Origin of the sequence: Larkinella punicea (assembly GCF_003334855.1) — a bacterium.
In the GTDB taxonomy this organism is placed as follows: Bacteria; Bacteroidota; Bacteroidia; order Cytophagales; family Spirosomataceae; genus Larkinella; species Larkinella punicea.
In genome coordinates this window covers 324,397-336,832 of record NZ_QOWE01000004.1, presented here as the reverse complement: position 1 = coordinate 336,832, position 12,436 = coordinate 324,397, and the positions used below count along the sequence as shown (strand labels likewise).

14 protein-coding genes are annotated in these 12,436 nt (G+C 54.9%); 3 read left to right on the top strand and 11 right to left on the bottom strand.

What is annotated here, in order from left to right; genetic code table 11:
• Positions 1 to 36 precede the first annotated feature (36 nt).
• The gene (locus tag DUE52_RS06630; protein WP_114405247.1) at positions 37 to 1,074 is read right to left on the bottom strand and encodes an SDR family NAD(P)-dependent oxidoreductase; all 1,038 of its coding nucleotides are present in this window, start codon (positions 1,072 to 1,074) and stop codon (positions 37 to 39) included.
• A 271-nt stretch (positions 1,075 to 1,345) separates the two neighbouring features.
• Here DUE52_RS06630 and DUE52_RS06625 point away from each other — a divergent pair, with 271 nt between their 5' ends.
• Positions 1,346 to 1,771, top strand: coding sequence for a hypothetical protein (locus DUE52_RS06625; RefSeq protein ID WP_114405185.1), 426 nt, complete (start codon positions 1,346 to 1,348; stop codon positions 1,769 to 1,771).
• A gap of 122 nt (positions 1,772 to 1,893) precedes the next feature.
• On the opposite strand, the gene DUE52_RS06620 is transcribed toward DUE52_RS06625, so the two are convergent.
• The 3 genes from DUE52_RS06620 to DUE52_RS06610 form a co-directional block, all read right to left on the bottom strand.
• Complete coding sequence (locus DUE52_RS06620) at positions 1,894 to 2,565, bottom strand: GNAT family N-acetyltransferase (protein WP_114405184.1); 672 nt, start codon at positions 2,563 to 2,565, stop codon at positions 1,894 to 1,896.
• 319 nt (positions 2,566 to 2,884) lie between these two features.
• Complete coding sequence (locus DUE52_RS06615) at positions 2,885 to 3,313, bottom strand: P-loop NTPase family protein (RefSeq protein WP_222930255.1); 429 nt, start codon at positions 3,311 to 3,313, stop codon at positions 2,885 to 2,887.
• Between the two features lie 38 nt (positions 3,314 to 3,351).
• On the bottom strand, positions 3,352 to 4,380 hold the full coding sequence (locus DUE52_RS06610; RefSeq protein WP_262510982.1) for a bile acid:sodium symporter family protein: 1,029 nt from the start codon (positions 4,378 to 4,380) through the stop codon (positions 3,352 to 3,354).
• Between the two features lie 53 nt (positions 4,381 to 4,433).
• Here DUE52_RS06610 and DUE52_RS06605 point away from each other — a divergent pair, with 53 nt between their 5' ends.
• Complete coding sequence (locus DUE52_RS06605; RefSeq protein ID WP_229312085.1) at positions 4,434 to 5,174, top strand: IclR family transcriptional regulator; 741 nt, start codon at positions 4,434 to 4,436, stop codon at positions 5,172 to 5,174.
• A gap of 31 nt (positions 5,175 to 5,205) precedes the next feature.
• Complete coding sequence (locus DUE52_RS06600) at positions 5,206 to 5,436, top strand: type II toxin-antitoxin system Phd/YefM family antitoxin (RefSeq protein ID WP_114405183.1); 231 nt, start codon at positions 5,206 to 5,208, stop codon at positions 5,434 to 5,436.
• 104 nt (positions 5,437 to 5,540) lie between these two features.
• On the opposite strand, the gene DUE52_RS06595 is transcribed toward DUE52_RS06600, so the two are convergent.
• The 7 genes from DUE52_RS06595 to DUE52_RS06565 all read right to left on the bottom strand — a co-directional run bounded on the left by DUE52_RS06595 (position 5,541) and on the right by DUE52_RS06565 (position 12,324).
• Complete coding sequence (locus DUE52_RS06595) at positions 5,541 to 6,431, bottom strand: CE1 family esterase (RefSeq protein ID WP_114405182.1); 891 nt, start codon at positions 6,429 to 6,431, stop codon at positions 5,541 to 5,543.
• The gene (locus tag DUE52_RS06590; protein ID WP_114405181.1) at positions 6,428 to 7,222 is read right to left on the bottom strand and encodes a sialate O-acetylesterase; all 795 of its coding nucleotides are present in this window, start codon (positions 7,220 to 7,222) and stop codon (positions 6,428 to 6,430) included. Before DUE52_RS06590 ends, DUE52_RS06595 begins: the two co-directional genes overlap by 4 nt.
• 155 nt (positions 7,223 to 7,377) lie before the next feature.
• The gene (locus tag DUE52_RS06585) at positions 7,378 to 8,394 is read right to left on the bottom strand and encodes a zinc-dependent alcohol dehydrogenase (protein WP_114405180.1); all 1,017 of its coding nucleotides are present in this window, start codon (positions 8,392 to 8,394) and stop codon (positions 7,378 to 7,380) included.
• Between the two features lie 43 nt (positions 8,395 to 8,437).
• Positions 8,438 to 8,845, bottom strand: a complete 408-nt coding sequence (locus DUE52_RS06580) for a VOC family protein (RefSeq protein ID WP_114405179.1) — start codon at positions 8,843 to 8,845, stop codon at positions 8,438 to 8,440.
• Entirely contained in the window at positions 8,838 to 10,919 is a 2,082-nt protein-coding gene (locus DUE52_RS06575) for a heparinase II/III domain-containing protein (protein WP_114405178.1), read from the bottom strand. Before DUE52_RS06575 ends, DUE52_RS06580 begins: the two co-directional genes overlap by 8 nt.
• Positions 10,919 to 11,626, bottom strand: coding sequence for an RraA family protein (locus DUE52_RS06570; RefSeq protein WP_114405177.1), 708 nt, complete (start codon positions 11,624 to 11,626; stop codon positions 10,919 to 10,921). The genes DUE52_RS06575 and DUE52_RS06570 overlap by 1 nt, the downstream gene beginning before the upstream one ends.
• Positions 11,623 to 12,324, bottom strand: coding sequence for an SDR family oxidoreductase (locus tag DUE52_RS06565; RefSeq protein WP_114405176.1), 702 nt, complete (start codon positions 12,322 to 12,324; stop codon positions 11,623 to 11,625). The genes DUE52_RS06570 and DUE52_RS06565 overlap by 4 nt, the downstream gene beginning before the upstream one ends.
• Positions 12,325 to 12,436 lie beyond the last annotated feature (112 nt).

The window sequence follows — 12,436 nt, the reverse complement described above, 5'->3', positions numbered from 1 at the left end:
AGACAAAGCATTCCTGAAGCCGCAAACGAAAAGAAATTACCAGGTATATTGATTGTTCGCTTCCGCAGCGTCGTCGGTCCGGGTCGTGAAAACCGAGCGGCTCAGGGATGATTCGCTGTCTTTTCCTTTGGCCCGTTGTTCGCCAATGCCGCCGGGAGCCGGGAGCAGCAAATTGATGACCGACAGCACTTCGGCCGTCAGCCCCGGAAACAACCCGTGTACGGCGGCCGCGACTTTGGCGGGCAGTGAAATGATCAGTTCGGCGCGACCGAAACGGCAGGCTTCCAGAATTTGCCGGGCGCTTTCTTCCGCGCTTTTCGACAAAACCGGCAGGGAGTCGCCGATCTTGAACCAGGCATATTCTTTTTCATTCTGGCCTTTGAAGAGGGCATTTCGCGGGCTACCGGTTCGCATCAAACCGGGACAGACGGTGGTGACATAAATACCGTCCTTGATCAGTTCGGCCCGGAGCCCTTCCGAATAGCCAACTAACGCAAATTTACTGGTCGAATAGGGCAGCAGGTGCGGAAAAGCCACTTTTCCGCCGAACGATGCAATGTTGATGATGCGTCCCCCCGCCGACCGGCGTTCGCGCATCTGGGGCAGCACCGCGTTGATGGTGTGAAAAGCCGCCCAGAAATTGGTCTCCATCACTTCCCGAAAGTCCGCTTCCGTCGCGTGTTCGATGGGAGTCACCAGAATCGTTCCGGCGTTATTCACCAGCACATCCACCGGCCCCACTTCCTGCTGAGCGGCCTGAATAAAAGCGACAACCTGCTCTTTATCAGTGACATCACAGGCGTAGGTGAAAACCGTGCCGCCGTTCAGTTCGAGGTCGGCTTTGGCGCGTTCGAGTTCTTCCGGGTCGCGGGCGCAAATAGCCAGGTTGGCACCTTCCTGCGCAAATTCCCGCGCCAGCACCAGTCCCAACCCGCGTGAACCACCCGTGATGACGACGGTTTTGCCCCGAAAGTCGGTTTTGCGCCACTGGTCGATCAGCGTTTTGGCCGCCAGCGCGACACCAATGCCCGCCAATCCCCATAGTCCCATTCTATTCGTGTTGGATAATCTCATGGTTCGTTTGTCTTTCAGTCCTTCTTTATTCAACCTGCTTCAGAACGGAATGTTGTTGCCCCGGCGGTATTCCGGCGTACCAGTACAGCGAGAAACCCGTGATAGTGGGATTGGAAATAAAATTAATCGGTTAAAAAATAGAATTCATCGGTAAAAACAGGCCATTGGTCGATAAAAGGCGGGGGTGGAAAGAAATAAATAAAACCGCATTAAACGTTGGGTGGGGTTGCCCCTCTAAGAGGCATATTACAACAAATAAAAACGACCAACCATGAAAACGACCATCATCACCCTCGTCACTTTAGCCTTTTTAAGCACCGGAACTGCCATGGCCCAACGCGGATACGATAACGACCGCTACCCGGCTCCCAACCCGCGCTACGACAACGACCGCAACGGCCGCTATGATAACCAACGCCGGGACGATATTCAGGAAGACATTAAAATTGACCGCCTGGACGCCATCGTCGGCCTGTCGCGTCGTCAGGAACGGGAGTTGAAGCGCATCGAAGACCGGTATGATTACCGCGAAATGGAAGCCGCTCGACGCCGGGATCCACAGGCCTACCAATATACGCTGCGTCGGAAAAATCAGGAGATGATGGCGGTGTTGACGCCGTTCCAACGCGAAAGATTATTTGCGTACCAACAACAATACCGCCGGAACGATCGCGGTTATTACGGTCGCCGGTACTAAGTCGGTTTACGATCCCTGCCATTTGCCGGATCGTTCCCATCGACGAGGGAGTTTACATACCCACCATTTCTTGACTGAAAAAGCGGAGCGATCCGCTTTTTTTTGTTGCCGGGGACGGCTGGTTACGGTTCGTCCAGAATCACGGCCGCCAGCGCGTGAACGGTTTCCCAGGAAAACGGAAGCCAATCCCCGCTGTTGTCATCGTAGACCTCACTGGCCGCTTCGCCGGGGAACAGTTTATAATCAAACTTGGGGTAATTGGTGACAATATAGCCGGGGTAATAAAACTGCATGTGCTGATGCCGGGCGTAGTTGATTTTTTGCAGCATCAGGTATTTTCCCAGGCTGTATTTGCGGTAGTCAGGGTGGTAAAAATTCATGATCCCGGCAATGCTTTGGTCGCCCTTATCGAAAATGCCGACCGCAATCAACCGCTCGCCATCCCGAACTTCGATGGCGTAGGTATCAAACACGTTGTAGGGATAGATGGCCTCGTTAAACAGCCAGAATTCGACTGAATCCGGGGCTTCAAAGTCGACGGTGGCCCGGTAGAGGCTGAAAAGTTCTTCGGCTTCTGCTGTCAGCACAAAAGGCTTCACCGTTAGCGAGAATTTTTCGTTGCGTCGCAGCAAACTGCGTTGTTTGCTCCCGTAATTCACCTTTGCCAGCGTAAACCGCAGCCAGTGAACGGGCAGAATGGAGTCGTAGGAAAGCAAATACCGGCATGTAAACAGCTTCTGATGCATCCGAAAATAACCCAGGCTCAGGTACAAATCCAGTTGACTTCCTCTCATTATTGGGGCGTATAAGGGTGCTGCGCTTGATGCAGTTTCAAAATAACGACGAAAGTGCAGAAAATCCAGCAAAAGAGCGACGGTCTACAGCAGGATGTTTTCAAAATGTGAAAAAGCGATTTTAGCGGTATGGATGGCGCTGCCTCTTTCGCGATCAGGCAGGGGAGTTCCGGTAACCATTTTTCGGAGCCTGAAAACGGTGTCGTTTAAAGAGAGTGTATTTTATTCATTACCAGATTGATTCTGTCGTCGGTCGTTAAATCACCCCTCAGCTCTAAAACCGGTGCGGTTTGTTTTTGCAGCCATTCTTCGTGCGCTTTCAGGGTTCGGTTGGCAATTCCGGTATTGGTATGTAATCGGCGGCCCAGTTGAGAAACGTTTCAAACAGGGCATTTCGCTCAGGGTCGGAAAAGATAATGTTCCCGTAGCGATCCAGTTCTCTCCTTTTGAGCCGTTCCAGCCGGATTTCGGGTGGTATCCACAGAAAAACGATCAGGTCGAAAGTGGGGAAAACCGAATCGCCCCAGTGGAGTACAGAACCGCCCAGAATCCAGTCGTTGTGATTTGATAATAATTTGGATATTAAATGGTTACGTTGATCCGGGTTTCGTCTTTTTGTAAAAGGTGGGTTGGATGCTTCCCAGAAATAGTCATCACTGTCCAGATAAGGAAGGTTTAATTGGTGGGCCAAAGCCGTTCCCAGGGTGGTGACACCACTGCCGGAAGCCCCTAAAATATGGAGTTTCATTTGAAAACAAGGTGTGAAGGAATCGTTCCTTTACTGAATCAGGTGGTCGGCTGGGCCGAATCCGCACCCCGCCGGGCCATGGCCTGGGCCAGCACACTGGCGGCAATGAGTTGAAGAGCGTGGTACATCATGATGGGCAACAGGGCGATGCCGACGACGTTGGCCGGAAACAAAACCGTGACCATCACGCTGCCCTGAACCAGTGACTTTTTGGAACCGCAGAACAAAGCCGTGATCCGGTCGGCGCGGTTGAAGCCGAGCAGGCGGCTGATGCCATTGACCAGACCGTAGATCAGGGAAAATAAACCGAGCATACAGGTGCCCAGTACCAGCAAATCCGAAACCGTCAGACTCTGAAACATCCGGCGCTCGAAGGATTCGCAAAACGAGGTGTAAACGATCATCAGGATGACAATCTTGTCGAAGGTACTCAACGCTTTCTTATACCGCTCGGCCCAGGTACCCAGCCAGCGGTTGAGCAGAATACCGAGGACAACCGGCGCAATGACCTGCAACGCCAGCTTTCCGATGACACTCGCCAGATCGTAATCACCCGACCCGGTCGCCAGGAAAAGGCCCATCCACAAGGGCGTCAGGAAGACGCCGATCAGGCTGGAAATGCTGGCGTTGAAAATAGCCGCCGGAATGTTGCCGCCCGCAATGGACACCATCACCACCGACGACGAAACCGTTGAGGGCAAGGCGGCTACGTAGAACACACCGAGCCACAGCAGGCGGTTTTCGTCGGTGCCGAACACCTGCATGGCCGCCCAGACCACCAGCGGAAAAACCACAAACGTGGTTAGATGGATCGTTGCGTGGAGTTGCCAGTTGCTCAGTCCGGCCCGGAGTTTGTCGCCACTGAGTCGCAGGCCGTAGAAAAAGAAAATGACCGAAACGCCCAGATTGGCCAGATTCGACAGCGAAAGTGGGCCTTCCTGAATGCCGGGGGTGGGCCACAGATACGCCAGACCGATCATGCTAAGCAGGGCCAGCAAAAACCAGTCTAAACCCGCCCGGGCGGCTGCCGAACGAAGGGTGGCAAATGAAAAGGAGCGGTTTTTCACAACGCGTCAGGATGGTTGAATTATTCGTAAATTACAGCCCCAAATTCCCTCTTATGATGATTCAGGTTGTTGTCCGTGCGTTAGAAATTTTGGAGTATGTGGCCAAGAAAGAGAATGACCCCACGACCCTGACGGAACTGGCTGCGGCTGTCAGCCTGAATCAACCTACCTGTGCAAATATTGTAAAGACTTTGGTCGATAAAAAATATTTAGATCACGTGGGCCGCAGAAAGGGCTACCGGCTGGGTGCAATGGCCTATCAACTGACTGATAATGTAGCGTATAACGAGCATCTGGTGCTGGCGTCCAAAGACATTATGGAGGAGTTGACGGACCGGCTTAACGAGACTTCCCTGCTGGGGATTCTGCGAAACAACAAGCGGTTTTTGCTCCACATTGCCAACAGCGACCAGGATTTGCAGGTACGAAGCCGCACCGAATCGGATATTTACTCGACCGCTACCGGCCGAATTCTGGTGGCTTTTTTGTCCCTGAAGGAAATTGACGCCCTGATCGAAGCCATTGGATTGCCGGCTCCGCTGGTCTGGCCGAACGTCGAAACCCGGGAGCAGTTTCTGGCGGCTCTGGACGCGATTCGCCGGGAAGAAATCGTCATCACCCGCTCACTCAAACACATTGTCGGCATTGCCGTTCCGTTGTGGAAAGGTGGGCAGGTGGTCGCTAGTCTGAGCGTGTTTTTGCCCGAAAGCCGCTACACACCCAACCGCATCCCCATCATCATCAATGCCGTTCGGGAAGCTGCCGGGCAGATTAACAAACGGCTGGCGGGTTGAACTAAATGTAGCTGGATAACGCATAAAGCCTATGAAAACCATGAGTGTAGGGGAATTGAAAACTCATTTTTCCAAAGTCCTTAAAGAGGTTGAGGCCGGTGAAAAGGTAGCCATCACTTTTGGTAAAAAGAAAGAGATCAAGGCCTTTCTGGTTCCCAAAGAAGCGATAATGAAGCCAAGAAAATTAGGGCTATTGCATGGAAAGAAATACTTTCTTCGGGACGATTTTGGGATGACAACCGCTGAAGAATTTGAGACATAAAGTATCTATTGGATACCCATATTCTGCTTACACATTTATTAGCGACGATGAGAATGTGAAAAAATACGGTTCAGAAGGGTTGAAAGTGATTAGCTAACCCATCTTTACCGCGTCATTTGCCGCTTGAAAAACGCCCAGGCTTCCAGATAGACGTTGATGTCGTTGGGGTAATCGTGCTTGCCGCCCAGCACTTTCAGCAGCGTTACTTCCGGTTTTCCATTCTGCCTGTAAGTATATTGCTCAATGGTTTTCCCGTCGGTCGGGTCGGTATCGGGCAGGCGGTTTTTCTTCGGTTTTCGGTCATAACCGGCCAGTTCCGACCAGTAATGAAACGTCCGGTCCGTCGACCGCACCATTCCCAGACTGATGCCGTTGGCTTTGACTTCCCCGCCTTCGTACGGATTCGTTTGGTCTGCTGTTCCGTTTACAATCAGCACCGGAACCGCCATCCGTTTTTCCGGACAATCCAGGTTGTTCGTGTCGGGCAGGTTGGCGATGAGGGCGGTGATGGCCCGGAATTGTTCGGGCATCGTCAACGCCAGTTTGTAGGCCATGTGGCCACCGCCGGATGTGCCGACCGCAAAAACGCGTTTGGGATCGATCTGGTAGTTTTTCCGGAAGTACCCGATCATCGTCTCAAAAAACGCATTGTCGTTGATATTCTCCTGATTGGCTGCCGATTGCGCGGTTTTTCGGCACTCATTCCAGTATTTTTTATAACCGTCGGGATACACCAGCAGGATGTTTTCATTGGGCGCAATTTCTTCCAGTTTCTTTGCGCCATTCCGAACACCCTGCCCGTTTCCGCCTGAACCGTGCAACACAAACACCAGCGACGCATTCGGCCGGGCCGGTTTCAGAAAGTGGAAGGTTCGGGAATGGCCTTCGATCGACACGGAATCACTCACGAGCTGGCTTTTGGCCAGGCCAGCCGTTAAAACAAGAGCAAGAACGGCTACCCATCGCTGCACCGGAGAAGGAAAGAAGATACTCATGGTTTGGTTTTCAGGAGTTTATGCTGAATGAAAACGTCGGCATACCGGCGACCCAGCGTTCGGGCCGAAGGCGTGTCGAAGTGCGTAGAATCGCCCTTGTGCGTCAAACCGGTGGCAACGGCATAGTACGAATGGGGGATGTTTTTGGTGGCCTGTTGCAAGGCTTCATTGATAAGTCCGGCATTCGGATTTCGCTTCACGACAAAATCCCCCAGCGTTCCGACGACAAATGGCACCTTCGGCGCGTTCAGTTCTTTCCGCAACCGCTGCACCAGTTCCGCCAGTTTTTCGCCATACACCGCCGTGTTGCCCGGTTTGGAATCCGACTCGCCCTGATGCCACAGAATACCGGCCAGTTGACCGTTTTCAAGCGCTTTTTTCGCCCGGCGTATGGCATCGTCGTACGGATAGGAATTCGTGGGTTCGTAATAAGCCCCCGGTTTCCAGACATCGATGCCCGACCCGCCCACCGCACAGGGAATCAGCCCGATGTTCAGCTTGGGAGCGGTTTCGGCCAGTCGTTTCGCGAAGGCCAGCCCCGGCCCAACGCCAATCACCGCCGGTTTGTCGAAGTGCATCGGATCGCGGGCCGGAACCCAGGTTTGCTCTTTGGTCAGCATCCAGATGTGCGGATTGGGTTGCTGGTCTTCGGCTTCGGGAACTCCGCGACCCGCCATGTTCGACTGGCCGATGAGCAGGAAAAGCTGCAAACGGGGCGGAGCGTCCTGCCTGAATGCCAGAGCAATACCGAGAACCAGCGCGAAAAACGCGGCTTTGACGAATGTTTTCATGGAGCTAATTTGAGATAAAACTCACATTGACACCAGTTATACTGTATTTTTCGTTTGAAACGCTCATTTGTTTCCAGGATGACCCAACAGAAAGGGTACGGATTCGTCTGATCGACAATCCGTACCCGGCAGCTTTTTCGGTGGTCAATTCAGGACTAAGCGTCACATTGCAGCAGGTATTTCATCCCGGCCGGATTGTGGTCGATCGTTTCAAAAACCGCCTGCGCGTCGGCTAAGGGAGAAACCTGCGTAATGAGCGCGTCGAGGGGCAGCGATCCGCTGGTGGCCAACGCAATGGCTTCTTCGAAGTCTTCGGGTTCGTAGACCCGGGCACCGATGAGCTTGAGTTCGCGCCAGAAAAACCGGAACAGATCGACGGCTTTGGGTTCGGCGTGAATGGCAACCATCACAATCCGGCCCCGCACCCGCGCCAGCGCGGTCATGGCCGTTACCCCCGCCTGTACGCCCGAAACCTCGAAAACGACATCGGCCATCGCGCCAGTCGTAAACTCCGCCACGCAGGCCACCAGATCGGTTTCCTTGGGGTTCACCGTCGCCAGTTTCAGCGATTCAGCCAGTTTCAGACGCGTCGGATTGACTTCGGAAATCAGGACGTTGGCTCCCTTCTCTTTGGCGACCAGCGCGACCAGCATACCGATGGGGCCACCGCCGATGATGACGACGTTTTCCCCCGGTTTTACGTCGCCAAGCCGCACATCGTGGCAGGCCACCGCCAGCGGTTCAATCAGGGCACCGATCGGGAGCGGCAACTGGTCGGGGAGCCGGTGGAGCGTGTAAGCGGGCACGTTCCAGTATTGCTGCATCCCGCCCGGCGTGTCGATACCGATGAATTTCAGGTTCTGTCCGATGTGCCGAACGCCGTTGTCGACGGACATTTCCGGCCCCGGTTTGAGGGGTCGAACCGTCACCCGGTCGCCCGGTTGCCAGCCGGTAACGCCTTCGCCCACCGCGTCGATTTCGCCCGAAACCTCGTGGCCGATCACTTGCGGCAGCGAAAGGCGCTGGGCCATTGCGCCGTGGTAAATATGCACGTCGGTTCCGCAAACGCCACAGTAGGCCACTTTCAGACGAACCTCGCCGGGCAAAACCGGCTGATGGTCAACCTCCTGTAAATCAAATGTTTTATTTCCGGTAAAATGGAGTGCTTTCATCCTTCAATGAGTGAATGAGTGAATGTGTGAATGCCATATAGTGTCACCCAGGTATTCGCTCGAGAATCTGGAGCATGTTGCCGTCGGGGTCGTAGAGGGTTCGGACTTTGCCGCCCCCGATGGCGTTGATGACCGATCCGCCCCACACGACGTTTTTGGTATCTAAAAAAGCAATGGCTTCCTCCAGATTGGCCACCCGCAGGGCCAGGTGCGACCAGCCGGGTGTCCAGGTCGTGCGTTCGGGCCGGGCAGTGTCGTCTTTGGGCATCACTTCGAGCAATGTACCGTCGGGAGCTTTGAGCATCCAGACCGGGTTGAGCGGTCCGGCGTTCCGGTGGCGAAACCATTTTTCGTAGCCAAAGACCTCACAGTACCAGTCGGCCAGTTGTTCAACATCGTTGGCCGCTACGCCGGGGTGATCGATGCCCGTAATTTTCAGACGGTTAGCCATGTGGATATGGTCGGGTTAAGGTATATATTTCATCGTGTTGCTGAATGATCCACGGTTGCTCCTGTCCCGAAGTCAGCGAGAGTTGGCTGGCGGTTTCGTCCAGAATCCGGAGCGTCCAGTGCTGCGGTCCGTTGGTCAGCGTAAAAGCCGCATCGTTCGATTGTAACTGCCACTGATCCAGTTGGAAAGCGTCATCGAGGGCTATCGCATGAACTACGGTTCGGTTTAGGGCTGGTCTTGTTTCCGTCCAGCGGTACAGCAAACCGCTTCCCGGACGCCCTTCGCCCAACTGATCGGGTTCAACGTGATAAGCGTCGTGAACATAACCATAAACCGGATGACCCGACCGGCCCGACCCCGTGTGGAACAGTTTCATCCCGGCATCATTCCGGCAAACCGTCAGGCCATTGCCCGGACTGTCTACCTGGGCCTTTCCATCGCGGTTGTTGACGAGCCAGTTCCAGACCGTCGTAACGGGTTGCGTCGCTTCGATTCGGTCCACGACGAAGAAAACGTGGCTACCGGCCAGCAGCCAGAGCCGCGTAAACCGCTGAATGGGTGAGCCGTAAGCATTTCCGACCTCCGAGCCGATGACGGAAACCGGTCCGTCGCGTTCCACCACCCGTCGCCGGTTGCCCCGGTCGATGGGTGGGCCGGGTATGCCGTTGACGAGCAACCGCCGGGGCAGCACACTTTTCTGTTCGAGCAGGGACGCTTTCGCGAGGTCTTCCTGCAAACCCAGCGATTCGCTTTCCACCAGAAACGTACAGGTATTGTGGGTTTGCGTGCTGCTTTCCAGCCCATGAATCAGGTTTCGGTAGCAGCTATGACCCGGATCGACCAACAGCCGTTCGCGATTGTGAACCAACATGAAACTGTTCAGATCGCCGTGGAGGTGGCCGGGGCCGTGCAAAGCGTCGCCCCCGCCGTTGATGGCAACGACCGTGCGGCCATCCCAGGCATCGCGCATAAACGCATGACCGTTGCTGAACGAGGTTGTCAGGGGCAACCCGGTTTTCTGCGGACTGATGGCTTGGCTTGGTGGAATCAACAGCGGCAGGGTCAGAAATCCCCAGTCGTTCCGCATACCGAACGTCGCCAGATCGTGCGGTCCCTGCGTCGGGCAAGGTTCGTAGTATTCCTGAAACAGCCAGCGCGCCAAACCCGCCTGCACCGGATCGCTGGAACGGACGGCGACGTGCAGCAGTAAATCGCCCGAGGGCCGAAATAAAGCCGCCGAATCATTGAAGTTGACGGCCCGGGCGCGGGGTTCGTCACCCCAGTTTTCCATCGGTTTTCTATACAACATGCTCTGCACCAGCCAACTCATGCCCCGGCCATAGGCGTCGATATCCAATTGCCGGGCGTGAACCGGGTACTTCCGAACCAGCGACTCGTAGGCCAGCATCAGCGCATTCGCCAGGTAGTTTCCGTATTGCAACGACTCGCCGTACGAACCGTCGGGCTGAAAGGCATGTGCCATCTGCGCCAGTTCGGGCGTCAATTCATCGAGCCAGTCTTCCCGGCCCAAAGTAGCCGAAGCCACCAGCGCCCCGGATGCCAGAATGCCCCGCCAGTTGGCCAGGTGATTGTTTTTTTGCAACCACCGGCGGCATAAAACGATGCCTTTTTCGGACAAGGCTTCGCCTACTTCCTCCCATTCCGCTGCGGTGAAAACCGTTCCGGCCAGATCCAGCACCGCCGACACGCCCCAACAGAGGTGAGCAGTTTCCAGATGACCCGTAAACGGCTGGGAATGATCCCGAAACCACGGGCCGACCCAGTCGTTGGCAGGACGGCGGGCGATGTACAGCGTCGCGCTCCGCAGCCAGTTGGCCAACTCGTCGGTAGGGGTGAGGGCATACTGCATGGCTGCGTCGGACAGGTATTCGGCCGCCGGATACCACCATCCGAGTGCCGGGTTTTTAGCTTGCAAACCGGACGTTACCAATCGCTCCGTGACCCGCCGTTCGAGCGCGTTCCGAAACCGCTTGACCGTTGCGTCGGTGCTGGTCAGAATCGCTTCCTTTTCAGAGTCGGTCAAAAACAGACGCAAGGTGTCGACGGTTTCCATCAGAAATAGCCGCCGTTACGAACCACCTCCGTCGGTCGCATGCCGCTTTCGACCATCTCCTTGATGTTCACCTCGTTGTGGACAATGTCCTCGGCTGCCAGCAACACATCGTAGGCAATTGCCTGCGGAACCGAAATGACGCCATCGATGTCACCAAAAATCCAGTCGCCGGGCTGTACCACCACTTCACCCATCAGGATCGGTTTCTGGTAATGATACATGCGAAACCGGCCCAGCATCCCGGTATTGGCCTTATACTTGAAAAATACCGGAAAGTGCTGTTCCAGAATGGCTTGCGTGTCCCGGATGCCGTTGATGATGGCCCCCCGACACCCCGCGCGAATGGCCGCCATCGTCATCACTTCGCCCCACTGTGAGGTCACGGTATCGCCGGTGCAATCCCAGACGACGACCGAATCCTGATGCAGGGCTTCGAGCATTTCGGCGCGGGTTTCCATCTCGCCGTCGGTCGTAATGTCGGGCCCGCCTTTGATGGTGAAAGCCTGCCCGGCCAGCTTCATTTCTTCCCGCAACGGCGCAAACTGCGCGGGAAGACTGCTGGCCTGCATGGTGTAGCGAAAGCGGAGGACGTCGTTGACCGCTCCGGTATAGAGTTTCAGATACCGCTCCCGCATTTCGGCAATGGAAATGGGATAAATCGACCCGGTTTTTGCCTGGTTATGTCCGTTGGATTCGATGGTGTTCATCCTGCTAAAAATTTCATGTTGTCAAAATTGATTTCCCGAATGACGACGTAGTCCGGCTGGTTGAGCACGAAGACGATGACGCGGGCGACATCCTCCACGCTCAGGAATTTTTCACGGGCCACTTTCCGGTCGCCCCAGTAGTTGCTGTCGGTTGGGCCGGGGTTCACGTCGGTGACTTTGATGCCTTCTTTCAACACCTGATCGGCCAGGCCGCTGCTAAGACCCCGCGCTCCGAATTTGGACGCACAGTAGATCGGTGCATTCGGATTGGTGCGGTAGCCGGCCATCGAAATAACCGTTACGATGTGGCCCTGTTTTTTGGGTTTCATCAGCTTCAGGGCTTCGCGGTTGCACAGGAAAACGCCCCGAACGTTGGTGTTCATCATTTGTTCGTAGGTGTCGAGGTCGGTGCTGGAAAGGTCTGTGGAAAGCAGCCCGATGCCGGCGTTGTTAATCAGCACATCGACGGTTCCGAAAGCGTCGACACAAGCCGCAAAACCGGCCAGCACATCGGCTTCCTGGCTGACATCGCCTTTGAACGACCGCAGATTTTCGTGACTGATTTCGTCGGCTAGCTGGTGTGTCCGGCTGAAGTCGAACACCTTCGCTCCCTGTTCAAGGAGTTCCAGAGCCGTGGCTTTTCCAATGCCGCCGGATGCGCCGGTGATAAAGATGGTTTTGTCTTTTACGTTATTCATAATCAGTTGATTTCTGTTTTATTCTTGATTGCCCCTAAATCCCCTAAAGGGGACTTTTAAATCCGGATATTTAAGTGTCCAAGTCCCCTTTAGGGGATTTAGGGGTAAAGGT

Coding starts and splice junctions, on each gene's coding strand:
- DUE52_RS06630 (WP_114405247.1), bottom strand. CDS start 1,074: ATGAGATTATCCAACACGAATAGAATGGGACTATGGGGATTGGCGGGC.
- DUE52_RS06625 (WP_114405185.1), top strand. CDS start 1,346: ATGAAAACGACCATCATCACCCTCGTCACTTTAGCCTTTTTAAGCACC.
- DUE52_RS06620 (WP_114405184.1), bottom strand. CDS start 2,565: ATGAGAGGAAGTCAACTGGATTTGTACCTGAGCCTGGGTTATTTTCGG.
- DUE52_RS06615 (WP_222930255.1), bottom strand. CDS start 3,313: ATGAAACTCCATATTTTAGGGGCTTCCGGCAGTGGTGTCACCACCCTG.
- DUE52_RS06605 (WP_229312085.1), top strand. CDS start 4,434: ATGATGATTCAGGTTGTTGTCCGTGCGTTAGAAATTTTGGAGTATGTG.
- DUE52_RS06600 (WP_114405183.1), top strand. CDS start 5,206: ATGAAAACCATGAGTGTAGGGGAATTGAAAACTCATTTTTCCAAAGTC.
- DUE52_RS06595 (WP_114405182.1), bottom strand. CDS start 6,431: ATGAGTATCTTCTTTCCTTCTCCGGTGCAGCGATGGGTAGCCGTTCTT.
- DUE52_RS06590 (WP_114405181.1), bottom strand. CDS start 7,222: ATGAAAACATTCGTCAAAGCCGCGTTTTTCGCGCTGGTTCTCGGTATT.
- DUE52_RS06585 (WP_114405180.1), bottom strand. CDS start 8,394: ATGAAAGCACTCCATTTTACCGGAAATAAAACATTTGATTTACAGGAG.
- DUE52_RS06580 (WP_114405179.1), bottom strand. CDS start 8,845: ATGGCTAACCGTCTGAAAATTACGGGCATCGATCACCCCGGCGTAGCG.
- DUE52_RS06575 (WP_114405178.1), bottom strand. CDS start 10,919: ATGGAAACCGTCGACACCTTGCGTCTGTTTTTGACCGACTCTGAAAAG.
- DUE52_RS06570 (WP_114405177.1), bottom strand. CDS start 11,626: ATGAACACCATCGAATCCAACGGACATAACCAGGCAAAAACCGGGTCG.
- DUE52_RS06565 (WP_114405176.1), bottom strand. CDS start 12,324: ATGAATAACGTAAAAGACAAAACCATCTTTATCACCGGCGCATCCGGC.